Annotated in this window: 23 protein-coding genes; 10 read left to right on the forward strand and 13 right to left on the reverse strand. The window is 63.7% G+C overall.

The features are described 5' to 3' along the window. From MU558_RS13605 to MU558_RS13620, 4 genes are read left to right on the forward strand one after another with little or no spacing between them, the layout of a single operon-like run. Positions 1 to 501, forward strand: a complete 501-nt coding sequence (locus MU558_RS13605) for a hypothetical protein (protein ID WP_246966988.1) — start codon at positions 1 to 3, stop codon at positions 499 to 501. Beyond that, the gene (locus MU558_RS13610; RefSeq protein ID WP_246966990.1) at positions 498 to 3,476 is read left to right on the forward strand and encodes a hypothetical protein; all 2,979 of its coding nucleotides are present in this window, start codon (positions 498 to 500) and stop codon (positions 3,474 to 3,476) included. Before MU558_RS13605 ends, MU558_RS13610 begins: the two co-directional genes overlap by 4 nt. Position 3,477: 1 nt before the next feature. After that, entirely contained in the window at positions 3,478 to 4,206 is a 729-nt protein-coding gene (locus MU558_RS13615; RefSeq protein ID WP_246966992.1) for a hypothetical protein, read from the forward strand. Beyond that, entirely contained in the window at positions 4,206 to 4,466 is a 261-nt protein-coding gene (locus MU558_RS13620; RefSeq protein ID WP_246966994.1) for a hypothetical protein, read from the forward strand. The genes MU558_RS13615 and MU558_RS13620 overlap by 1 nt, the downstream gene beginning before the upstream one ends. Before the next feature lie 362 nt (positions 4,467 to 4,828). Here MU558_RS13620 and MU558_RS13625 read toward each other — a convergent pair whose 3' ends face one another. The 6 genes from MU558_RS13625 to MU558_RS13650 all read right to left on the reverse strand — a co-directional run bounded on the left by MU558_RS13625 (position 4,829) and on the right by MU558_RS13650 (position 8,312). Continuing rightward, a complete protein-coding gene (locus tag MU558_RS13625; RefSeq protein ID WP_246974993.1) occupies positions 4,829 to 5,281 on the reverse strand; it encodes a ribbon-helix-helix domain-containing protein in 453 nt (150 codons plus the stop codon). A gap of 127 nt (positions 5,282 to 5,408) precedes the next feature. Next, complete coding sequence (locus tag MU558_RS13630) at positions 5,409 to 5,831, reverse strand: SWIM zinc finger family protein (protein ID WP_246966995.1); 423 nt, start codon at positions 5,829 to 5,831, stop codon at positions 5,409 to 5,411. Between the two features lie 243 nt (positions 5,832 to 6,074). Beyond that, positions 6,075 to 6,521 (reverse strand): hypothetical protein, encoded by a 447-nt coding sequence (locus MU558_RS13635; protein WP_246966997.1) that lies wholly within the window; start codon positions 6,519 to 6,521, stop codon positions 6,075 to 6,077. A gap of 99 nt (positions 6,522 to 6,620) precedes the next feature. Beyond that, on the reverse strand, positions 6,621 to 6,980 hold the full coding sequence (locus MU558_RS13640) for a hypothetical protein (RefSeq protein ID WP_246966999.1): 360 nt from the start codon (positions 6,978 to 6,980) through the stop codon (positions 6,621 to 6,623). Between the two features lie 420 nt (positions 6,981 to 7,400). Beyond that, positions 7,401 to 7,613 carry a heavy-metal-associated domain-containing protein gene (locus tag MU558_RS13645; RefSeq protein WP_246967008.1) on the reverse strand — a complete coding sequence of 71 codons (213 nt, stop codon included), beginning with the start codon at positions 7,611 to 7,613 and terminating at the stop codon, positions 7,401 to 7,403. 84 nt (positions 7,614 to 7,697) lie between these two features. Continuing rightward, positions 7,698 to 8,312 (reverse strand): hypothetical protein, encoded by a 615-nt coding sequence (locus tag MU558_RS13650; protein WP_246967010.1) that lies wholly within the window; start codon positions 8,310 to 8,312, stop codon positions 7,698 to 7,700. A gap of 129 nt (positions 8,313 to 8,441) precedes the next feature. On the opposite strand from MU558_RS13650, the gene MU558_RS13655 reads away from it, so the two are divergent. After that, entirely contained in the window at positions 8,442 to 8,747 is a 306-nt protein-coding gene (locus MU558_RS13655) for a MazG nucleotide pyrophosphohydrolase domain-containing protein (RefSeq protein WP_246967012.1), read from the forward strand. A gap of 646 nt (positions 8,748 to 9,393) precedes the next feature. On the opposite strand, the gene MU558_RS13665 is transcribed toward MU558_RS13655, so the two are convergent. The 6 genes from MU558_RS13665 to MU558_RS13690 form a co-directional block, all read right to left on the reverse strand. Then, entirely contained in the window at positions 9,394 to 9,846 is a 453-nt protein-coding gene (locus MU558_RS13665; RefSeq protein WP_246967016.1) for an OsmC family protein, read from the reverse strand. Between the two features lie 293 nt (positions 9,847 to 10,139). Next, a complete protein-coding gene (locus MU558_RS13670) occupies positions 10,140 to 10,541 on the reverse strand; it encodes a helix-turn-helix transcriptional regulator (protein WP_246967018.1) in 402 nt (133 codons plus the stop codon). Between the two features lie 198 nt (positions 10,542 to 10,739). Continuing rightward, positions 10,740 to 10,970 (reverse strand): Rdx family protein, encoded by a 231-nt coding sequence (locus tag MU558_RS13675; RefSeq protein WP_246967020.1) that lies wholly within the window; start codon positions 10,968 to 10,970, stop codon positions 10,740 to 10,742. Between the two features lie 39 nt (positions 10,971 to 11,009). Then, a complete protein-coding gene (gene surE, locus MU558_RS13680; RefSeq protein ID WP_246967022.1) occupies positions 11,010 to 11,822 on the reverse strand; it encodes a 5'/3'-nucleotidase SurE in 813 nt (270 codons plus the stop codon). Positions 11,823 to 11,876: 54 nt separating this feature from the next. Next, positions 11,877 to 13,349, reverse strand: a complete 1,473-nt coding sequence (locus tag MU558_RS13685; RefSeq protein WP_246967024.1) for a small ribosomal subunit Rsm22 family protein — start codon at positions 13,347 to 13,349, stop codon at positions 11,877 to 11,879. After that, positions 13,346 to 14,125: a prephenate dehydrogenase/arogenate dehydrogenase family protein gene (locus tag MU558_RS13690; RefSeq protein WP_246967026.1), complete on the reverse strand. Its 780-nt coding sequence runs from the start codon at positions 14,123 to 14,125 to the stop codon at positions 13,346 to 13,348. Before MU558_RS13690 ends, MU558_RS13685 begins: the two co-directional genes overlap by 4 nt. A 145-nt stretch (positions 14,126 to 14,270) precedes the next feature. Between MU558_RS13690 and MU558_RS13695 the strand changes: the two genes are divergently transcribed. Beyond that, on the forward strand, positions 14,271 to 15,260 hold the full coding sequence (locus MU558_RS13695; RefSeq protein WP_246967028.1) for a M48 family metallopeptidase: 990 nt from the start codon (positions 14,271 to 14,273) through the stop codon (positions 15,258 to 15,260). Here MU558_RS13695 and MU558_RS13700 read toward each other — a convergent pair. Further along, positions 15,257 to 16,453: a M24 family metallopeptidase gene (locus MU558_RS13700; RefSeq protein ID WP_246967030.1), complete on the reverse strand. Its 1,197-nt coding sequence runs from the start codon at positions 16,451 to 16,453 to the stop codon at positions 15,257 to 15,259. The two genes, MU558_RS13695 and MU558_RS13700, sit on opposite strands and share 4 nt — an antisense overlap. Before the next feature lie 126 nt (positions 16,454 to 16,579). On the opposite strand from MU558_RS13700, the gene MU558_RS13705 reads away from it, so the two are divergent. From MU558_RS13705 to aroC, 4 genes are all read left to right on the forward strand, one after another. After that, complete coding sequence (locus tag MU558_RS13705) at positions 16,580 to 17,731, forward strand: LolA family protein (protein WP_246967032.1); 1,152 nt, start codon at positions 16,580 to 16,582, stop codon at positions 17,729 to 17,731. Positions 17,732 to 17,815: 84 nt separating this feature from the next. Beyond that, complete coding sequence (aroA, locus tag MU558_RS13710; protein ID WP_246967040.1) at positions 17,816 to 19,111, forward strand: 3-phosphoshikimate 1-carboxyvinyltransferase; 1,296 nt, start codon at positions 17,816 to 17,818, stop codon at positions 19,109 to 19,111. 61 nt (positions 19,112 to 19,172) lie between these two features. Continuing rightward, positions 19,173 to 20,456 (forward strand): alkaline phosphatase family protein, encoded by a 1,284-nt coding sequence (locus MU558_RS13715; RefSeq protein WP_246967042.1) that lies wholly within the window; start codon positions 19,173 to 19,175, stop codon positions 20,454 to 20,456. A 205-nt stretch (positions 20,457 to 20,661) separates the two neighbouring features. Further along, entirely contained in the window at positions 20,662 to 21,813 is a 1,152-nt protein-coding gene (aroC, locus tag MU558_RS13720; RefSeq protein ID WP_246967044.1) for a chorismate synthase, read from the forward strand. Positions 21,814 to 21,848: the final 35 nt, after the last annotated feature.

Genomic DNA, 21,848 nt, shown 5'->3' on the forward strand with positions numbered 1-21,848 from the left:
ATGGGATTCCCAAAGTTCGACGACAGCAACGAACAAATGGTAAAACTCCTGGCACAGATCGCGGCGAATACTGGATCCCTCCCGCAGGGATCCACTCAGCCACAGGTCCAGCAGTCGGGACCGATGGAGATCGACCCTCGACAGCTCCACGTCGTCGAGACGCCGCTCCTCGAGGAAGCCAACCCCGACGGGACCGTCACGATCGAGCCCGGTGAGGAGGTGACGATCGCCGAGTACGATACGACGTCAGATTTCCATCTCATCGCTGCTGGGGCGACAAACCAGGGCGACGTCTACTATCGGATCCGGGCCGACTACGAGAAAAGCGTGGCCGGCGGCTGGCGAGTCATGCCGATGGGAACGATGGGATCGCCGTATTCGTTCGTCAAGGAACTCGGCGTCATGTTCCCGATCGAGGAGAAGATCGTCTACGAGGCGAAACTCGCCGAGGCAGCCGAATCAACCGTTGACGTGAGCGGAAAACTCTACCTCAAGCTATGACCACGAGGATCAGCACGTACGAAGAACTGCAAAGTATGTCGGACCCGAGCGGCCACTACGAACTCGTCGACGACATCGACGCGACGGGAAAGTCGGAGTGGACCCTGGACATCTTCGGAGAGCCGTTCACTGGCGTTTTTGACGGCAATGGCCACACAATCAAGGGCCTCACCGGCCCAGACGGCCCGTCTCCTCCGCAGACGTTCCTATCTACTGCTCGTGAGGCCGAAATTCGCAATCTGACGCTCGAGAATATCTCCTTCAGTGGAGAGATGAGCTCCGTTCTTCTCGGAGAGGCAGTACATTGCCGAATCGATAATGTCCATGTTGTTGATGCTGATCTCGAAGGTTCCTATGCTGCGTCAGGACTCATAATGGCGACAATTGGGGACACGCTGATTTCTGACTGCTCTGTCCGCAACACAACTGTCACGACAGGAACCGAAATACCCGCTGGTGGTTTCGTCGGTGCAGTGGGTGTGCAATTAGGAGAGACGGCGATTGAGGGCACTGTTCGCATCGAGGGATGCTCATTCGACGGCACGCTCAAGTCGTCTGCGACCGCGACCACCTCACACGGCGGTTTTGTCGGCGAAGTCGGTGATGGCGTGATACACCGATGTTCTGCAAAAGGCACTATCGACTCCGACGTTGAGGGGGTCGGTGGTTTCGTTGGATCTGCGCGGGGGCTCATATCGTGTTGCTCATGGGAGGGCGACATCTACGCGACCGGCGGCGCGACCGGCGGCTTCGTGAACAATAACGCTGGTGAAATCCTCTCCTGCTATGCTCGAGGGGGCGAACTTGTTGGCGGAAACAATACTGGCGGATTCGTCAACGAACATACTGGCGACATCGACCAGTGTTATACTGCACTGGCATCACGTGTCGAAGAAGGGTCGTCTCGATACGCCGCATTCGTAGTCCACGCAGGAGGTACCGCTGGCGACGCGTGGGACGCGGACCAGACGACGATGCCTGACGCGATCTATGAAACTGCTGATGGCGTGCATTTCGGAGATAGCGCTATCGTGGGACTCGAGAGCGATCAGCTCAAAGGGACTGAACTCTGGTCTCGAATCGTTGACGAGTGGGATTTAAACAGCCACTGGACCCCCGTCCCCAACGAGTATCTCGAGTTGCAGGCCAATTTCACGATCCCCGTCGACTCGCTGGATGATCTCGATACCATCCGCGACCTCCCCGGTGCAGATTACGAACTGGTCAACGACATTGATGCATCGCCGACACAGGAATGGAACGAAAATGCGTTCGGTACCCCGCAGGGATTCGAGCCAATACCCGAGCTCCACGGCACTCTTGACGGGAACGGCTACGAAATTGATGGCTTCTACATCGACCGGGACGAAACCGCAGGAGTCGGCCTGTTCACGGAGCTATTCGGATATGTGAGGGATCTCACGGTCACGAACGCCTACATTCGTGGAGCCGATACTCTGGGAACCATCGCAGCAAATCTGTCATGGCAGTTCGACGAACTCGGCATCCCACCGCGGATTAGAAACGTCGTTGTCGAGTCCGAACTCGTTTCAACGCCGTTGAACGATACTGGTCACCTTGTGGGAGGAATTGCTGGTTTTGCTGAAACAGGAATCTTCTCTCAGTGCCATGCTGATGTTACTATCGACGCATCAGGTATGCAAGCCGGCGGCATTCTCGCCATGGGAGTGTCGGATTCGGAGAGTATAGACTCTGAACTTGTCGAGTGTTCGTCAACTGGAACGATCTCCGCCGAATCAAGCAGAGTCGGCGGTATCGTGGGAGACTTACAAGACTATTACGCAAGCAACGACACCGGCTGGCTAGTATCCGATTGCTACTCTACCGCATCCGTCTCGTCGACGGCGGACACGGAGGCCATTGTTGGCGGAGTTATTGGATATGCATATGCACTCAACAGCGACTTGCACCGCGTTTTCGCAGCTGGAGAGCTATCATCCGGTTCCGGCGATGCCGGAGGTGTTATCGGTAGCATAGTCGAAGAATCCTCGGAACTACATATCGGCTCCGACAAAAACGTCTATTGGGACGGTGAAGCGACTGGCGTCACTGTGGCTGTCGGGAAAAATGGGTCCCTCACTGATGCAACAGAGTTGACGACTGCCGAGATGACCGGACCGGACGCCGTCGACAATCTCACCGGGTTCGATTTCGGCACCGTCTGGGTCCAAGAGTACGAGGAGTATCCGTCTCTCACGGCGTTCTCTCTCGGCTCGGCCCTGTACTCGGGCTACGTCACGGACGTCGATGGCGTCCCCGTCGAGGGCGCTGCCGTTGAGACGGATTCGCTGACCTTGTGGGCACGTACTGACGCCGACGGATACTATGAGATCGTCGGCCCCGTCGTGATAGATTTTGACCTCGTGTCTCTGTCAGGGGCGGTCTCGAAAGAGGCGGTTCCGAATACCGAGGTTGACTTTCAGTTCGGCGGTATCAAAGTCATTCTAAAAGACCCCGCAACTGGCCGCCCCCTCGAGGATATAATCATCCAGATCGGCGAATATTACGCCCGAACGGACAGCCAGGGCGAGGTTCGCATCCCGACGATCCCGCCACAGACGAGGTACGACGTCGTGGCGTTCGAGCAGTTCGAGCGGCGGGCCTGGGTCGCCGAGGAGGGAGACCTGTTCGTGGTCGACTTCACCGACGAGCTCGAGGAAAAAGGTCCGTCGTTCGGCGACGTCGCAATTCTCGAGTTCGAGGTGATCGACGAGCGCAGTAACCCGATCCATGAAACGACGGCAACGGTTGACGTCTTCGGCGCGATCACGGAGAGCAACCGGGACGGCAAACTCATGGTTCCGGTCCCGACACACGGCGATCTCGACCCGACCATCATCTTCGCAGATGGCGATCCGAGATACCGGACGCGCCGGCTCGACGTTGAACCGGGCGAGGATCCTGATATTGGCAACCTGATCCTCCGAGAAAAAACTCACTCGGTGAATCACTAACATGGCACCACGAAAACAATCCGAGCAGTTCTCGAAAGGCTCGCCGATTCCCTACCTGGCGAACTTCCCGGGTGCGAATCCGGCAGAGAATACGATCGAGGTAACGATCGAAGGGACCAAAGACCTGATCGAGGTCGCCCCAACCAACGACATCACTATCGGGGAGATCCTCGAGCAGGTAGAGGTGACGGTCCCCGGCACGGTCACCGTCGACGCGGTCCAGGATCCACTCGATGTCTCGGCGACAACGGTCTCCGTCCAGGAGGACACGCCGCTCGATGTTTCAGCGTCGACGGTCTCCGTCCAGGAGGATACGCCGCTCGACGTTTCGGCGGCAACGGTGCCGGTCGAGCACCAGGGCGTGATCGACGTCTCGAGTCGGGATTCTCGCAATCTGGGCGACGTCGACGTCACTGAACTCCCAGACTCCGACCGGGGCGACTGGAACAGCGCCAGCCTGTCGGCCGATGGCTCGCTCTCGATCCAGCTGGGGGCAATCGGCGCCGACCGCCTCCGGGGACGGGTCGTCTCGAGTGGGAGCTACGATGTCGAGGTTGCCTGGCTCGCCGAGGACGGGACCGAACTGTTCACGGAACAGATCGATAGCGGGGTGGCCGGCGGAACCGAGACTACCATCGACCTCCTGGCGATCGGCGCCGAGGCGACCGTGCGGGTGATCGACGCCAGCAGCGCCGCCCAGACGGTTGACGGGGTGTTACATCTCGCCTAATGAGTTCCTCGAGTCCACCTTCGAAGTCCGAGCTAAACGAACGCCTTGCCCGCCTCGAGGAGAAGCTCGATCACCAGAGCGAGATTCTCGAGCGCCTCGAGGGAGACCTTGAGGACGATCTCGAGGATCTCGAGGACGATTTGGCCGGCGTCAAGCCGCGTACGGATCGACTCTGGCTGATCTACAAAGGAGGAAAGTGGATCTCCGCCCTACTCGTTGGCTCCGGACTTGTCGGAACTGCGGTGTCGTCTTTGTTCTGATCGTTTTCCGAGGGTATCACAGAACGGCTCTCATCTACTATGTAGACGCTCTGATTCGATAGATACAGGGTATACAGATACCGAGTTACCTGACTTCTAACAGGCGGAGAATCAGCGAGAGGTTATCACACGATACCGAGATAAATAACTAATAACGACCCGAGGATGCCGAGAATCCCTGCTATAATCCCAAGTTGTTCCTTCTGTTGTTTAGTCATATTTGACCCTTTTCGGTGTGACTGCATAAATGTGCGGTGGCTAACATCTGTTCAATATGCACGACCTACGTATCGGTCGGTTCGCAAGAGAAGTTGGTGTAATCAACACCGTGGGAAGGGTTCTATGACGCCCTCCGTTTCCGTCTACGCCGGTACTTTCTCTGCGGGCTTGACGATGTCCTCACCGTCAGTGTAGCGCATCGGTGGAACGACAACCCAGACGTGCTGGTTACCCGGCCAGACAGAGATGTAGCCGAGGCGCTCGAGCGGCTTGATGAGATCGTCGAGGACGGCGCTCTTCGGCGTGTCGTTGGTGAAGAGCTTGTTCTTCGCGGTCTCGAGTTTTACACGCGGCTTGGTTTTGTGGGGAGCGTGAGCGCGATCGTGAAGCGTGCGGTACGCGTCGGCGAGTTGTTCGTCGTCGGGGAGCACCGGCTGTGGTTCGTCGAGGTCGCCCTTCGCTTCGACCTCCTGACGAACGAGTTCGCGAAGCTTCTCACTCCGGCTCTTGTCTTCGCGCTCGGCAATTTCGTCGAGCTGCTCGAGGAGATCGGTGGGACACCCGAACGAGGTTCGACTCGTCGGGTTGTGGTCCATCCGACTCATCGACTCACCCCGATTTGCATAAGCCGTGAATACGCAGACGGCGTCGAGTTAAACAGTTCGGATGCAAGGGGGGTGGGGTAACCTCCGAAGCGGTCTCGTGCGCGGGTGCGTGCGCGCGTCATCGGCGGGCCACCTCCTGCGCTTGTGCCTTTTCGACCACGGTGTCGAACCGCTCGCCGTCGAAGTGTTCGCCCGTCGCGTGGTGCATCTCGTGCTCGTCCTCGAGGCTACCGTCGGTCTCGGTGACGTCGATCTGACCGAGGAAGTGGGCCTTCCGAAGCGTGCAGAGGTGCGCACACGGCCCGTCGTGGTACTGCCAGCCTTTGCAGTCGCACCGGCCGGTGTACTCCCCGTCTTCGAGACCGAGTGCGCAATAGTGGACGTCGTCACCGCCGCGTAGCGTTACCTTGTAGCCGAACCGACCGAACGGTTCGATCAGTGCGTCGTCGGGGTGCGCTCGAGTCCACGATCCCGTCTGATCGTCGCGTTCGGTCAGAAAGTCGAGAGGTTCGACGTCGGTAGATTGTGGGAACGTACTCATGGACGAACCCCTCCGTTGTACCGCGATTTTTCATGGCTCCGGATTCCAATTGCCCGCCCGGCGAGTCCACTACCGTTCTTCCGCCTATGTCATAGAAGGCTTCAGTAGTACGTCTCCGCCGGGTGGCGATTTCTCCGGCTGGTCTTCGATTCGCCAACAATTGAAACCCGGTAGATAGGAGGCACAGAGAGCGCACAGAACGGCCCTCACGAGCGGTATTCAGCCGTGTTGCAGATCGGACCGTTATTCGAGGGTGACGTGTTGGCAGTTGCCTGTTAGACGAACAGTCGGAGACTCATCCGGCCCGCCTTCAATCCACACTTCGATACCTTCCCAGTTGCCTTCGGAACACCGGGTATCCGGATCGTCGAATGCCGGCCACGGACGCTCGAACTGTTTCCCATCGACAGTCACGACGACGTCACGTGGATCGGTTGACTCGGGAAATGTTGCGTCCTCGTGGGCTTCGTTGTCATCAGAAAGGGAGTAACTACGTTCAAACACACCCGTTCCATCGCCCTCCTCGACCGTTACGGTGACGTTACGGACAGCGTCACGGTCGCCCAGGTACACACTCACAGTGTGTGCAGGTTTCCCAGAGGCATTTGCATCGCTACATCCGGCAAGTCCACCGAGTCCACTCACCGCCAGCAGGCGAAGAACAGTGCGGCGGGAAGGAATATTGAACATAGTCAGCACCCAACACGCCACTGAGGAAAATTTTTAGGGTGAGTTCCAGAGGGACGTATCTCACGAGCAGCATCCGTGAGAAGTACACGTGCCTATTGCCTAGAACGTGGCCAGAAGCACGACCCACCCGAGGACGACCGCCCCGGTCAGGACGAACAACAGCCGGGTCGGAAGTGGGAGCCGGGCGTACGTTCCCTCGGAGACGTCTTTCGCGTAGGTTGTAGCCGAGAAGCGGAAAAGTTCACTCGCTGGACGCGCCGCGTCCATCCGCCGTCCCCATCCTGCGAAGACAAACCACGCAACGGCAGTCAGTCCGGTGAGGACGAACACCACGTTACCGAACTCGAGATTCGCCGCTCGACTGCCGGCATAGATGACAGTGAGGACGACGAGCGGGATGCCGACCCCGAAGACTGCCACAGCGCGAACGAGCCGACTCGAGTGGGGTCGGTCACCCATACGTGAGAGGTTCCTCCCAGGAAAGTAATAGTTTGCGTCCGACAGAACGAGAGACGGTCTATACTGGCTGATTCGCACCGCGTTTGCGCTTCGTGCTCATCGTAGCGACCGCCAGATGGAGGCACGCCGTTGGGGACGTCCGCCGGGGGCGAGTATCCCGGGACCGTGATGAGCGGTGCCCGCTCGCGGTCGCGGTTCGAATGTGACACCAATCGGTAGTTGTGTGGGGTCGGTTTCCGAACATCGCTCTACCGCCGTTCTCGAACGCGATCGTCGAAATGTAAGCACTGGATTCGGACGAGCGAAGACGACGCGTGGATCGCGTCTATCAGAAATAATGGGGGTGGCCACCGTCGAAACACCGGCGCTCGCGTGTGGCGGCGACCGAGCGAACGAGAGTGATTTCGAGTCTCGAGTCGATCACTCGGCGCTGAACCCGAGTTCGTTGACGATGCCGACCAGTTTCTCGCGGTCGATGTGATCGCCACCCTCGATCTCGACTGTTCCCTCGATGAAGTTCGCACTGACACGATTGACGCCGTTGGCGCGGCGTAACTCGTCCTGTATCGTGTCTTCGCAACCGTTGCACATCATGTCAGATACTTCTATCTGGTAGGTTGAGACTACTGCCATGGTCCAAGGGGACCAACCATCACACAGGGTATAAAGCTATCATGCTACAGCACGCCTGATACGACGGGCGAAGAAGCACGTGGCTCAGTCTAACAACCTGTTCGAGATCTTTCGAAACAGGTTCTCGTACTCCTCGAAGAGCTCCTCGTTGGCGATTTCGGCGTGATGCTCGAAGGGACGGGCTTCGCTCCAGTCGGTCCCGAAGAACTGAATGGGCCGGACGTCGTCGGGAGAGCGCATCGTGACGTCGGTACCCCAGCGTTCGAAGTTCACGTCCGTCAGGACCTGATCCGAGACGGACCGGTAGATGTCGACGTTGTCGGAGACGTGCTCGAGGGTGTATCGAGACGGTGTAAAGCACAGTTCGAAGCGGAGGTCTTTCACGTACTCCCGTTCGTTCGATTCGTCTTTGAAGAAGTGTCGCCGCATCTTGTTGAACTGGCGAACGATCTCGTTCGCGCCGGTGGCCCCTCTCACGGCCGATTCCGATTTGAGTTCATAGATCGTGATCCAGGACTCGCCCGAATACGTCTCGTCGATGAACAGGTCTGCCACCCCTCGAGTCCCGTAGTAGTTGTAGTGGGCTTCCGGACAGATGGTCAGTTCCCACGACCCGGACTCGTCCGCTGTCAGGGTTTCGTGATACTCTCTATTGCTCTTGATGATCGCATTGGTGAGATCGTCCTCCGTGACTGTCATTGACTCAGACTATTGGAAAACGTGTAATGAATGGTTTGCTATCGGAGGATGGAGAGGGTCCACTCGGCTGAGTCCGGTATCGTGAAACCAGATAGATTTACTGATATATAGCCGAATCCGTCGATATATATGGACGAACAACGGAAGGTAGCCGCATTCGTCCGGGAACACGAACTTGAGGCGCCACCGGCGTATCGACTCCTCGACCTCGTCTCGGAGGTCGGTGAAGTCGCGAAGGACGCGACCGAATCGACCGACTACGGCGAGTCGCCGACAGACCTCGAGATTCGTTCGGACGAGATCGGCGACGTGCTGTTTGCACTCCTCGCGCTCGCGGACGCAGTCGAGATCGACGCGAGTGACGCACTCGACGACGCACTCGAGAAGTACGACGAGCGAATCGCCGAATCAGACACCGCCTCGTCCGGTAACTGAACCTGCACGGGCCGCCTCGAACGTCTCCGAACCCGTCGGCCGCCCCGAGATCGACGGTGGAGACGTCCTCGCTCGAGGTGGGCGCGAGGACCGGAACCTCTCGACGCGGGGTATCCGAGCGTCCAGTACCCGAACTGGCCGTCTGCCGATCGGCCGTGGGGTCGCCGTTCAGTTCGCGAGTGACTCGCGGTCGCCGGTCGTCGCCCGCGTTCTGGTCCGCGTCGATACCGACCGACTGTCAGACCACCCGACCCCTGGAACTTTTATGCTGGAGCGCGTTGTGGGGGGTCACGACGGTTCGACGCTGTGACACCACCAGACGGAGACAGAGAGAAAGCCCCCGGTGTGTGTGACAACTGTGGTGAGTTTTTCACGGTGTGGGTGTGGCAGGACGGGACGGTTCGACCGGTCAGTCCCAACAACGCCTGTGGCTGTGACGAGCCCTCGTTCCGAGCCGTCGACGAGACGGAAATTTTCGGAAATGCAGAAGAGCAATCGCGACTCGAGTGACAGGGCCGCCGCGACGTGGGCCGCTCCGCGTCTGCGTTCTCGAGTCGCAGGAGACGGCACTCGGGACCCGTCGCGAGACGTCGGGTCGCAACCGAGCCGTGCTCTGACGGGAAGCGACGACCCGCCTCGTCTCGTCTCAGATGGTCTCGACGTCGACAGTAGCAGGCGTCGCGTTCTGGACGTTGTCGCCGACGGGACAGCGCTCTTCGACCTCCCCGGCCCACTCCTCGAGCGTGGCCTCGTCGGCGTCGGTGTCGACCGAGATCGTCACCTCGATCTCCTGGTAGCCTGCTCGAGGGTCGTCGGACAGTCCGAGAAACCTGGCCGGGTTCAGTTCGCCTGCGAGGTCGACCTGGACGTCCTCGAGTTCGAACGCGTACTCCTCGGCGACGGTGTGGGCGACGACGTTGAGACAGCCGGCCCAGGCCCCGAGCAAGTATTCGACGGGGTTCGGGCCGTCGTTCGTACCGCCGAGGGGGGCGGGTTCGTCGACGACGAACTCGAAGCCCCGCGTCTCGACGGTCGTCTTCGTGTCGCTCACCGCGTTCGCCGATACCTGGAAGCGTTCGGTCAGCTCCGATTCGCTCATACAGTCGACGTGTAGCCAGCGCCACGTAGTCGATCCGGTAGTGGAAAGGCCGGTCGGTATCGGTGACGTCGCGAGTAGCGACGACGGACCGCGTCACCTGCTCAGACGGCTTGTTGCGACCAATCGGTCGCTCGAGACTGCTCGCTGCTGGCGGTAACATTCGCCACGTATGCTGCCGATCGACGACGCCGACACTCGAGCAGCGAACACGAGTTCGACCTTCCGTCGAGAGCGACGGCTCGCGTACGGTCGGCTCGTCGGGCAGTCTCGAGCGAGAGGTACGTGGGCGTTCGTCACTCGCCAAGGTGGGAGCGGTAGCCCTTGGGCTCGAAGCCGCGACGGCAGATGACGCGTTTGCGACCGACGGTGATCGCGCTGATCTGATCGTCAGCTTCCATCTCGTCGACGACGCGCTGGAGGCGCTCTTTCGACCAGCCCGTTTCGTCGACGATCGTCGCTTCGTCGACTCGGCCGCCGCGTTTGACGAGGAGGCGGAGGACCTTGTCTTCGTCCGAGAGTTCTCGTTCGTCCGAACTGTACTCGACCTGTTCGGCGTAGCTCAACGTCTCGTCGCCGTCTGCCCGGTCCGGTTCGTCTCCCTCGGTCGCGTCGGACTCGGTTTCTGACGACTCCTCGTCTGTCGAGTCCGCTCGCCAGAGAGACGAGAGACGGGCCCATAACGTGTTAAATACCATCTTGTCGATCACCATCCACTGAGATTATCGCCGATTGGACGCGCTCTTACCTTGGTTTTATGCTCGGCTCGTTATATTTCTGTGTCGTCGTCGGCGACTGTTGTGTCTCCAGTAGTGAGAGAACAGCGTCGCTGAATAACGACAGCCTTGCACTTCGCAAGCCGATCATACTGCCCACTCTGACAGTCCGTCGCCCGATCACAGTCGTTCGCGAACGGATCGAACGATCTCGTCTACGTCGAACTCGTCGTCGGCTTTATCGAACACCTTCTCGTCGTCGACGTGGACGGTGAAGACACCGTGGTCGCCGGTTCGGAGGGTGACGGCCTCGAGTTCCTGGCCGAAGTTAGTCAACAGCGCGTGCTGGACGTCTTCGGCCCGGTTCAGGAAGCCACACGGGACGCAGTACTCGATCTGAACGGTCGTCATAACCGAGCGTTCACGCCGCGAGTACAAATCTGTCGGGGTTCACCGCCACGGCTCGGGGACGGCGTCGGCATACGAATCGGCGAGCGTGGCGAGTTCGTCGTGGTGGGCACTCGCCTGCGGGACGCCGAGCGGAGAGACGCTGATCCGGCCCTCGACGACGGCACGACGGTCGGTGCCGTCCGGATCGGGGAGCGACTCGACGTCCATCCGCTCCCAGATGCGATCCTGGAGGACGACGGAGTCGCCGTCGAGCGAGGCGTCCATCTCGTAGCGCGTCGAGGGGCGAGTGACCTCGAGTGGAGCCGGCTCGCCGTCGGGGAGGGGCGCGTTGACGTTGAGGACGGAGGCACGTTCGAAGACGCCGGCGTCGGGCGCGCGTTCGACGAGATACCTGGTCGCGCGTGCGGCCTCGGCGAAGTCCTCACGCGTGATCTCGACGTCGCGGTATGAGCCATCGCCCGCGGGGACGTACAGCGACGCCGCGATCGCAGGGACGTCGAAGAACGCCGCTTCGACGGCCGCGCTGACCGTCCCCGATCGGCCGATGACGTACTCTCCGAGATTGGCCCCCCGGTTACAGCCAGAGACGACGAGGTCCGGACTCGGGTTCGGCCCGAGTTCGCCCACGCCAGCGACGACGCAGTCGGCGGGCGTCCCCTCGAGCGCGTAGCCCAGGTCGTGTTCGAAGACGTCGACCTCACTCGAAATCGACCGGCCGACGGCGCTCTGGTCGTCTGCCGGTGCGACGACGGTCACGTCGGCGACCTCGGTAAGCGCGTCGTACAGCGCGTGGATGCCGGGGCTGTCGATCCCGTCGTCGTTCGTGAGCACGATCTCGAGGGAGTCGCTCATGTGTTCGTGTCTCTCGAATGCGAGGGAGTGACGAAAAGCGCTCCGTTTTCGGACCTATCCGAGGCGGTCGACGACCGTCTCCTCGTCGACGACGAGGTTGTACGCGCCCTCGTCGTCGTTCCAGAGCGCGAGTGCGGACTCGAACGAGCACACCTCGCCGTAGTCGGCCTCGAGCAACGGCCGGTTGAGCGCCGTCTCGTTCGTGACCACGGCGTAGTGGTCGACCTGCTCGCTCCCGTCGCTGATCTTGAAAAGTGGGTTCGCGTCGCTCGAGCGGTCCGACCGTTCGTCGCCACTCAGCGAGTGGCTGAGCTTCGCCGCGACGAGGTCGATGCGGTTCGTGACGTGCTGTTCCATGTCGGCCATCTTCGCCCACCGACTCGCGTCGAGGTCGAGGTCGATCCGGCGGCGGCCGTCGAGCCGGAGGATCGAGTAGGAAAACTGGACGTCGACGTTCACGAACTCGCCGGGGCTGTGCTCGTCGTCGGTCGCGGCCTCGTCGAGTCGCCGCTGGAAGTCGGGCGTGGCGAGGTCGGGTCGGACGTCGAACGACCAGCCCCGATCCGACGGCGTCTCGCCGGGCCAGAGCCGAACTGCGGGACTGTAGACCGTCACCTCGCCGGTACCGTCGGCGTCGGCCGCGTCCGTCGCGGCGTCGACCGACTCGCCTTCGACCGCGCGCTCGAGTTCGCGCAACTGGATGCTCGTGTGTTTGTCCGCGGGGGCCATCGCCAGCAGCGAGCCGTCGGCGGCGAGCACCTCGAGAGACGACCGGAGAACGCGCTCGGGGTCGTCGAGTTCGCTGAGGACGTTACACGCGAGGACGAGGTCGTACTCGCCGTCGGGGTCGAACGCCTCGGCGGTGGTCCGGTGGATCGTCGCGTGGACGTTCGGCCCCGTCTCCGCGAGCACCTCCTCGAGGACGTCCGCGGCGGCGCTCGGTTCGACGGCGTGGTACTCCACGAGCGAGTCCTCGGGGAGGTAGTCACAGAGGCCGAGCGCGGGGCCGCCGACGCCGGCACCGACGTCGAGCACGCGCAGGTCGCGCCCGAGCAGGCCGCGTTCGGCGAGGTCGTCGAGCGCGTACTGGACGGCGGCGTAGTAGCCCGGCAGGTGATAGATCGCGTAGCCGGCGGCGACGTCGTCGTCGTACTCGACCGGGCGCCCCTCGAGGTAGCGAGCCTTGAACCGCCGGATCGTCGACCGAAGCAGGTCGCCCGACGCGCCGTCGTACCAGGTCGGCCCGTAGCGATCCGCGAGCAGGTCCTCGAGGGCGGTCGCGTACGACTCGGGAAACCGCCGGACTGGCTCGCGACGTGGCGAGACGGGCTCGTCGTCGACGGGAACGAACGTGCCGTCGTCGCGTTCGATCAGTCCCAGGTCGGGCGCTTCCTCGCGGAGGAGCTGTCGGACGACCGCGGGGTGGGGCTGGCCCGCGACGTACTCGGAGATTTCCGTCGGATCGATCGGTCTGACGTTTCGCAGGTACTTCGCGTTCGAACGGACGGCCTCGCGTCGATCGGTCACTCCTGGTCACCTCCGGGGTCGGTCTCGGCGGTCGGTCCGTCGGGATGCCAGCGACTCGCGGCCTCGCGGTACAGCGACTCGAACGCCTCGTCGTCGGCGTCGGCGATCCTGGCGGCTGCCTCGGCGACCGCATCGGCACCGTCGAACGTCGCCTGGATGTCGGCGTAGACGCGTGGAGTTCCCTCTGTCACCTGTTCGGTGAGTTCCCGGAGCCCCTCGTAGATCGGCGTCTCGAACGCCGACGGAACGGCGTCGGCGGCGAGGGCGAACGAGAGGACGGCTGTGTGGGCGGCCGCCTGCACGGATTCCATCGCCGCGTCGTGTTCCGCCGCGGTCGTTTCGACCAGGTCGTTGCCGCGTGTCTCGAGGTCCGCGAGCAGCGCATCCGTGGCCGGTCCTCCTTCGTCGCGGACCACGGCGATCGATCCGGGTGCGCGCTCGGGAGCGAAAAGCGGGTGGAGACTGACGCGCTCGAGATCCGGCGCGTGCGTCGCCATCGCCTCGAGCGCGGGTTCCATCACGCCCGAAACGTCGAGTAGTGCCTCGCTCGCCCGCGGCGCGTGGTTCTCGATCGCCGCCTCGACGTGGCCCATCGGGACGGCGAGACAGACCACGTCGAAGCGGTCGTCTCCCTCGAGGGGGACGGCGTCGCCGTCGACCGCCGCCGCAGCGGTCGCCGCAGCCTCGTCGTCGACGTCGGTGAACGCGATCGTCGCGTCCACCGCGCTCGCGAACCACCGCCCCATCGCACCCGCGCCGACGATCAGTACCTCCATCGGAAAACCGTACCCCGTGGCGTTCCAAAAGGAGTTCGATTGGCGGGAGTCGCTGGCCGGTCGTCGCACACACCTGAGCCACGGCACCACCCGGAACGCCGCGGCCGACACGCGTTTCCGACGACGCGACGTAGAATTCGATACGATGGGAACGCGTCGACAGGGTACGCATCCGCTCATGGTCCTCGTCGGTGCGTCGCTGCTCGTCTTCTACGCGAGCCTGGCGTATCTCAGCTATCGCGCGCTCGTCGCGCTCTGGAGTGCCACGCCGGGGCTGGAGACGACCCTCCTCGTCGTGGCGGTCGGCACACTCGTCGTCGGCTACCTCAGCTACCGGTTCGGGACGGCGCAGTTGCTCTCGGGACTCGAGGCGGTCGAACTCCCCCGGTCGCGCGCCCCTGGATTCTACCGGCGGTTCGATCGCCTCGTCGACCGAATGGACGCCGGCGATCCCCAGATACTCGTCGCGCGACTCCCGACGCCGAACGCGTTCGCGCTGGGGAGTCCGCGCTCGGGCGTCGTCGTACTCGACCGCTCGCTGTTCGGGCTGCTGACCGTCGACGAACTCGAGGCGATCGTCGCCCACGAACTCGCCCACCTCGAGGGGTACGACGCGTTCGTCCAGACGCTCGCCTACACCGCGTTCCGGACGCTCGTCGGGTTCGCGCTCCTGGCGTCGTTCCCGGTCGTACTGGTGATCGGCGGGTTCGCTCGCGCGATCGCGTGGATGCGCGGGCGGCCGTCGTCGTGGACGAACACGCTCCTCGGACGGCTGCTCCGGCGGGCAGAACAGGCGGTGTTGCTGGTCTCGCTCGCGTTCACCGTCGTCGTCCTCGCCCGGTCGCGGCGCCGCGAGTACGCCGCCGACGATCGCGCTGTGACCGTCACCGGGCGGCCGCTCGCGCTGGCACGCGCGCTCCGGAAGATCCAGCGCGCTGCCGACCCCGACTGGGGGCTGCTCTCGCCACTGTACGTCCACACCGACGAGACCGAGACCGAAGACGAACGGCTGTGGCGACGGCTCCTCTCGACGCACCCCTCCACCGACGAGCGGATCGACCGCCTCGTGGAACGGGCGCGCACGCAGCAGAACGGACGACGAGGACGAGAGGGCGAACGGATCCCGGTTCGCTAGCGGCCCGCCGTCGGCTCCGGCTCGATCGATACCGGATACTCGGTGAGGTTCTCGTAGCCGTCCTCGGTCACGACGACGAGGTCCTCGATCCGGACGCCGCCGACTTCCGGATCGTACAGTCCTGGCTCGACCGTGACGACGTGGCCCGCCTCGAGTTCGCCACCCGACGGAGAGAGGCTCGGCTGCTCGTGGATCGCCAGTCCGACGCCGTGGCCCGTGCTGTGGATGAAGCCCGTCTCCGCCGACGGGTCGCTCCGGAGGGTGTCGTATCCCGCTGCCTCGATCACGTCACACGCCGCGTCGTGGACGTCGGCACCCGTCACGCCCGGCTCGATCGCCTCGAGTGCGGCCTCGTAGGCCTCGCGGGTCACGTCGTACCGGCGGCGCATCTCCTCGCTGGGATCCCCCCGGACGAACGTCCGGGTCATGTCGGCGAAGTACTTCGTCTCCTTGTCCCGCGGGAAGATGTCGATCACGACGAGTTCGCCCGCCTCGAGCGGGCCGCTGCCCCGATCGTGGGGATCTGCGCCGTCCGCCCCGCAGGCGACGATGGTGTCGTCAAGCGAACAGCCGTGGCCCAGGAGCGTGATCTCGATCTCCCGCTTGACGCGCTCGCTCGTGAGCGGTTCGCCCTCGTGGTACAGGACGCCGTCGTCGACCTCGGCGCTTGCGAGCAGCTCCTCGGCGCTCGCCATCGAGGCCTCGTTCGCCCGCTGGGTCGCGCGAACGCGTTCGATCTCCCACTCCGTCTTCGTCGCGCGAACGTCCTCGACGATCCCCTCGGGTTCGACGGTCACCGAAACGCCCTGGTTTCGCAGCCCGTCGGCCGTCCCCGTCGGGAATCCCGCCGGCACGGCGACCGACTCGACGCCCTCGTCCTCGAGGAACGCCGCGATCGTTCGAATCCGACCCTCGTACGGCCCGTACTCCTCGAGTAGCGACCTGTGATCGTACTCCGAGAGCCGAGTGACGGTGTCCGCACCGGCCTCCTTGACGGCGCGACCGTACTCGAGTCCCGACACGAGGAGGGTGACGCCGTCGCTCGTCACCAGCGTCTGGTAGGCGTCGGGCGCGTCGAACCCGGAGACGTACCGCTGGTCCGGATCGGACGCGTCGTCGTCGATCAGGTAGCCGTCTACGTCTTCGGACTCGAGATACTCGTGTAGGGGAGAGAAGTCTCCGTCCACGTTCATGCACGGAACTGTGACCGGCGGCTACATAACCCCGCGGGAGTCGGCCATATGGTCTGCCGTACCGGTTCGGACACCCTCGACGTGAACCCTACACTGTTATCACTCGACGTGACTTTCAGTCCTTGTATGCATCGGCGACGGCTTCTGGCGGCGGGTGCGGTAGCCGCGCTCGCCGGCTGTGTCAGCTATTCCGCGAGTGACGCCGACGAGCCCACAGGCGAGGGACTCGTCCGTGACGCGATCGAGACGCGCCGTCGGATGACCGACCTCACGGCCCGCCGAACCGTGGCGATCGAGACGCCGACTGAGGCCGTCGACCGAACGGAGCGCGTCTTCCGACGGCCCCCGGCCAGCCAGCGCATCGAGGTGCTCGAGTCGACCGACCCAGACGAGCCGGTGGGGTCGGTTACGGTCACCAACCGAACCGTGACGTGGGAGTACGATCCGGAGACGAACGTCGTCGACAAACAGTATCACCCGAACAAGGTCGACACCGACCGGACGCGGCTCGTCCTCGAGAACCTCCTCGCGGACTACCGACTCGAGTACGGCGGTACGGCGACCGTCGACGGCCGCGAGGCACACGTCATCGAGACGCGACCGCCGGCCGACGAGACCGGGCCGGCGATCGACCTCCTCGTCGGGGATACAGTGTACGTGATCCCGCTCGATCCGACGGACGACCTCGAAGCGCTTTCCGTCTCCCGGACCGTCTGGATCGACGACGAGTACCGGTACCCGATCAGGGAACGCCACGTCGTCCGCGACGGCGACGAGGTGCTTCACCGGCTGTCGGTCACGTACGAGGACCTGTCGATCGACGAGTGGCTCGGTCCAGCGACGTTCACGTACCAGCCGCCGGCCGACGCCGAGGTCAACACGGAGGGGGTCCAGCCCGACGGCGTCTTCGAGACGCGAAAGGCTGCGGCGACCGTCGTTCCCTACGACCTGCCGGATCCGGACGTCCCCGACGCGTACGAACTCGACCGGGTAACGGTCGTAGAGCGGTCCTCGGAGTCAGGTACGACCACGACGCTGTGGTACACCGACCCGGACGTAAACGCACGGGAGCTCTACGTCGCCGTCCGGGAGACACAGCGGTTCAAACCGAGCGTCCTCGAGGAGATCGAGTTCGACGGCCACACGGCCTACCATCGGGACGGCAAACTCGAGAGTATCTTCTGGGCGTGTGACGACCTGAACTACGAGGTCACGAGTCCTACCATCGACAGACCCGAGCCCCTCCTCGAGATCGCGTCGTCGATCGGCTGCCATTGACGATGTGCCGCGACGACCGATCGGGACCCCCCTCACACTGGCAGGATCGGTACCGGTAAGGAGCGGCCGATCCACAGGACGACCATGGACGTCACTATCACACCCTCGAGCGTTCGCGGCGAGGCTCGTGCGCCACCGTCGAAGAGCTACACCCACCGGGCGATTCTCGCGGCCGGTTACGCCGACGGGGCGCTCGTCTACGACCCGCTCTGGAGTGCCGACACGCGCGCGACCGCTCGCGCAGTCGACCTCTTTGGCGGCGACGTCACCCGCAACAGAGAGACCGGCCACCTCGAGGTCGACGGGTTCGGTGGCCGCCCCGCGGTCCCGCCGGACGTGATCGACTGCGACAACAGCGGGACGACGATGCGACTCGTTACTGCGGCGGCGGCCCTCGCCGATGGGACGACCGTCCTCACCGGCGACGCCTCGCTCCGGTCGCGACCACAGGGGCCGCTCCTCGAGGCGATCGCCGACCTCGGCGGCGAGGCCGATAGCACGCGAGAGAACGGGCAGGCACCGCTCGTCGTCACCGGACCGATCGAAGGCGGCGAGGTCTCGATCCCCGGGGACGTCTCCTCGCAGTACATCTCCGCGCTGCTGATGGCCGGCGCGACCACCGACGAGGGGATCGAGGTCGATCTCGAGACGGAACTCAAGTCGGCCCCCTACGTCGACGTGACGATCGAGGTCCTCGAGGCGTTCGGAATCGACGCCCGCCACACCGACGACGGATTCGCCGTCGACGGCGGCCAGTTCTACGAGGCAACCGACGGCGAGTACCACGTCCCCGGAGACTTCTCGTCGATCTCGTACCTGGCAGCGGCCGGGGCCGTCGCCGGCGACGACGCCGTCCGCGTGCGCGGTGCCTACCCGAGCGCACAGGGCGACACCGCGATCGTCGACATCTTAGAGCGAATGGGTGCCGAGATCGACTGGCACCGCGAGGACGGCATCCTCGAGGTCGCTTCGTCGGACCTCGAGGGGATCGAGGTGTCGGTCGAGGACACGCCCGACCTGCTGCCGACGATCGCCGTCCTCGGGGCGGTCGCCGACGGCGACACGCGGATTACGAACGCCGAACACGTCCGCTACAAGGAGACCGACCGCGTGAGCGCGATGGCCGAGGAACTCGAGACGATGGGCGTCTCGACGACCGAGGCGGACGACGCGCTGACGATCCACGGCGACGAGTCGACGCTCGAGGGAGCCACCGTCGACGGCCGCGACGACCACCGGGTCATCATGTCGCTCGCCATCGCCGCCCTCGTCGCAGACGGCGAGACGACGATCACCGGCGCCGAGCACGTCGACGTCTCGTTCCCCGACTTCTTCGAGGTGCTGTACGAACTCGGGGCGAAACTCGAGCGCCACGAGTGAACGACTCGTCGCTCGAGTTCGACCACCGCTCGTTTAGTGCCGGGGCCGCGTAGACGAGGGCGTGTCACGGCAGGGCGTCGAACGTCGACTGCGCGAGGAGCGACTCGAGGGCGCGTACCTGTTTCCGGCGTACGACGACTACTGCTTCGCGAACGTCCCCGAGACGACATTCTCGCTACTCGACGAGTCGTTCGATCGCCTGCTTCCCGACAGCGTCCTCGACGAGGTCGCGACCGACGTCGAACACGTGGTCCTCCTGTTGCTCGACGGGTTCGGATACGAGTGCTGGAATCGAGCGTGGCGAGACGACGACCTGCTGTCGCGGCTGGCCGACCGCGGAACGGTGACGCCGTTGACCTCGATCTACCCCTCCGAGACGGCGGCGGCGATCACGACGCTCCACACCGGACTCGAGCCGGTCGAACACGGGCTACTCGGCTGGTACCAGTACCTCGAGTCGGCCGGCCGTGACGTCGTGACGCTGCCGTTTCTCGCGCTCTCCGGCGAACCGCTCGGGGAGGTCGCCCCGAACGCCGACGCGCGCGACCTGTTTGCGGGCGAGTCGCTGTACGAACGGGCGACAGCGGCGGGAATCGACGTACAGGTGATTCAGCCTGCCGCGTACGCCGACTCGGGCTACACGCAGGCCGTGACGGCGGGTGCCGAGCGAACGGGCTACGAGACCGCGGCGGATCTCGCGCTGGCGATCCGACGGACGCTCGAGGACGCGTCGGGGCCGACGTACGTCAACGCGTACGCACCCACGCTCGACGAGATCGCACACGTCGAGGGGACGACGACCGAACGGTATCGGGCGAACCTCGCGTCGATAACGGCGTGTCTCCGGCGAGAACTGCTCGAGCGGCTCGATCCGGCGGTGGCCGAACGGACTCTGTTCGTCCTGACGGCCGACCACGGAATCGTCGACACCGTTCCCGCCGAGAACGTCGACGTGACCGCGTGGGACGACTGGCCGACGCTCCGGGAGACCTTCCGGCGCGACGACGACGGCGAGCCGCGACGTCCGACCGGAAGTCCGCGGAACGTCCACCTCCACGTGCGACCCGATCGACTCGAGGAGGCACGGACGATCGTCGAGTCGGCCGTCGGCGACGACGTGCGGACCTTCACTCGCAGCGAGGCACTCGAACGGGGACTGTTCGGTACCGGCAATCCGTCGGAGCTGTTCGAACGCCGCTGTGGCGATCTGATCGTCATCCACCGAACTCGGGGTCTCTGCTGGCGATCGGGGGACAGCGAACTGGTCGGGATGCACGGCGAACTGACGCCCGAGGAGATGCTGGTTCCCCTGGCTGCGGTCCGACTCGACGACCTCGCAGACTGAGTTACAGGCGGCGGTCGCTCTCGGCTCGTGGGCGAACTGGCGACGCACGTGCTCCGTGACGAGTTGCGTCGCGCTCCGCTCGACTCGCCACGGCGACGGTCAGCGCACACCGACGCTGGCCTCGCCCTCGTATATAAACGCGGGCACGACTCGTTCTTGCACCAATCCTTCACCGCTAAGTGTCCCCGCCTCCGAGGACTCCGTAATGAACGGCAACCGCTTCGGTCGCCTCTTCCAGGTGACCACGTTCGGCGAGAGCCACGGGGAGGCGATGGGCTGTACGGTGTCGGGCTGTCCCGCCGGCCTCGAACTCACAGAGGAGGACATCCAGGAGGACCTCGACCGGCGCAAACCCGGTCAGTCGATGATCACCACGAGTCGAGGCGAGCCCGACGCGGTCTCGATCAAATCCGGCATCCAGGACGGCTACACGACCGGGACGCCGATCGGCCTGGTGATCCAGAACAAAGACGCTCGCTCGGGCAAGTACGAACCCTTCATCACCGCACCGCGGCCGAGCCACGGCGACTTCACCTACTCCGCGAAGTTCGGGACGCGAAACTGGGGCGGCGGCGGCCGCTCGTCGGCCCGCGAGACGGTCAACTGGGTCGCCGCAGGCGCGATCGCGAAGAAACTGCTCGCACTCGAGGGGATCGAACTCAAGGCACACGTCAACCAGATCGGCGAGGTCGAAGCGCCCGACGTGAGCTTCGAGGAGCTCGTCGAACACAGCGAGGAGAACGACGTCCGGTGTGCACACCCCGAGACGGCCGAGAAGATGCAGGAACTGATCGAGGAGTACCAGCAGGAAGGAGACTCGATCGGCGGCAGCATCTACTTCGAGGCGCGGGGCGTTCCGGTCGGACTCGGCGCGCCGCGGTTCGACTCGCTGTCGGCGCGGCTTGGCCAGGCGATGATGGCGATTCCGGCCGCGACGGCCTTCGAGTTCGGACTGGGACGGGAGGCCCGCGAGTACACGGGCAAGGAGCGAAACGACGACTGGGAGTTCGGCCCCGGAGGCGACCCGAAACCCATCGAGAACGACCACGGCGGCATCCAGGGTGGGATCTCGAGTGGCGAACCGATCTACGGCGAGGTCACGCTCCACGCGCCAACGTCGATCCCGAAGAGTCAGCAGACGGTCGACTGGGAGACCGGCGAGGTCAAAGAAGAGAAAGTGATCGGTCGCCACGACCCCGTGTTGCCGCCCCGTGGCGTACCGGTCGTCGAGGCGATGCTCGCGCTGACGCTCGTCGACTTCATGCTGCTTTCGGGTCGCATCAACCCGGACCGCGTCGACGGAACGCCGGGGAAGTACGATACGGACTACCACCCGAGTAATCCGCGAAACGAGTAGCGTCGCCGATCGAAACCAGATATTCTTCCGTTCGA

This window comes from Natribaculum luteum, assembly GCF_023008545.1.
Lineage (GTDB): Archaea > Halobacteriota > Halobacteria > Halobacteriales > Natrialbaceae > Natribaculum > Natribaculum luteum.

Excerpts from the sequence above, each read along its gene's own strand:
- MU558_RS13675 (WP_246967020.1), bottom strand. The coding sequence starts at position 10,970 with ATGACGACCGTTCAGATCGAGTACTGCGTCCCGTGTGGCTTCCTGAAC.
- MU558_RS13635 (WP_246966997.1), bottom strand. The coding sequence starts at position 6,521 with ATGTTCAATATTCCTTCCCGCCGCACTGTTCTTCGCCTGCTGGCGGTG.
- aroA (WP_246967040.1), top strand. The coding sequence starts at position 17,816 with ATGGACGTCACTATCACACCCTCGAGCGTTCGCGGCGAGGCTCGTGCG.
- MU558_RS13665 (WP_246967016.1), bottom strand. The coding sequence starts at position 9,846 with ATGAGCGAATCGGAGCTGACCGAACGCTTCCAGGTATCGGCGAACGCG.
- MU558_RS13620 (WP_246966994.1), top strand. The coding sequence starts at position 4,206 with ATGAGTTCCTCGAGTCCACCTTCGAAGTCCGAGCTAAACGAACGCCTT.
- MU558_RS13630 (WP_246966995.1), bottom strand. The coding sequence starts at position 5,831 with ATGAGTACGTTCCCACAATCTACCGACGTCGAACCTCTCGACTTTCTG.
- surE (WP_246967022.1), bottom strand. The coding sequence starts at position 11,822 with ATGAGCGACTCCCTCGAGATCGTGCTCACGAACGACGACGGGATCGAC.
- MU558_RS13670 (WP_246967018.1), bottom strand. The coding sequence starts at position 10,541 with ATGGTATTTAACACGTTATGGGCCCGTCTCTCGTCTCTCTGGCGAGCG.
- MU558_RS13625 (WP_246974993.1), bottom strand. The coding sequence starts at position 5,281 with ATGGACCACAACCCGACGAGTCGAACCTCGTTCGGGTGTCCCACCGAT.
- MU558_RS13700 (WP_246967030.1), bottom strand. The coding sequence starts at position 16,453 with ATGAACGTGGACGGAGACTTCTCTCCCCTACACGAGTATCTCGAGTCC.
- MU558_RS13650 (WP_246967010.1), bottom strand. The coding sequence starts at position 8,312 with ATGACAGTCACGGAGGACGATCTCACCAATGCGATCATCAAGAGCAAT.
- MU558_RS13695 (WP_246967028.1), top strand. The coding sequence starts at position 14,271 with ATGGGAACGCGTCGACAGGGTACGCATCCGCTCATGGTCCTCGTCGGT.
- MU558_RS13705 (WP_246967032.1), top strand. The coding sequence starts at position 16,580 with ATGCATCGGCGACGGCTTCTGGCGGCGGGTGCGGTAGCCGCGCTCGCC.
- MU558_RS13645 (WP_246967008.1), bottom strand. The coding sequence starts at position 7,613 with ATGGCAGTAGTCTCAACCTACCAGATAGAAGTATCTGACATGATGTGC.
- MU558_RS13690 (WP_246967026.1), bottom strand. The coding sequence starts at position 14,125 with ATGGAGGTACTGATCGTCGGCGCGGGTGCGATGGGGCGGTGGTTCGCG.
- MU558_RS13610 (WP_246966990.1), top strand. The coding sequence starts at position 498 with ATGACCACGAGGATCAGCACGTACGAAGAACTGCAAAGTATGTCGGAC.
- aroC (WP_246967044.1), top strand. The coding sequence starts at position 20,662 with ATGAACGGCAACCGCTTCGGTCGCCTCTTCCAGGTGACCACGTTCGGC.
- MU558_RS13615 (WP_246966992.1), top strand. The coding sequence starts at position 3,478 with ATGGCACCACGAAAACAATCCGAGCAGTTCTCGAAAGGCTCGCCGATT.
- MU558_RS13640 (WP_246966999.1), bottom strand. The coding sequence starts at position 6,980 with ATGGGTGACCGACCCCACTCGAGTCGGCTCGTTCGCGCTGTGGCAGTC.
- MU558_RS13605 (WP_246966988.1), top strand. The coding sequence starts at position 1 with ATGGGATTCCCAAAGTTCGACGACAGCAACGAACAAATGGTAAAACTC.
- MU558_RS13655 (WP_246967012.1), top strand. The coding sequence starts at position 8,442 with ATGGACGAACAACGGAAGGTAGCCGCATTCGTCCGGGAACACGAACTT.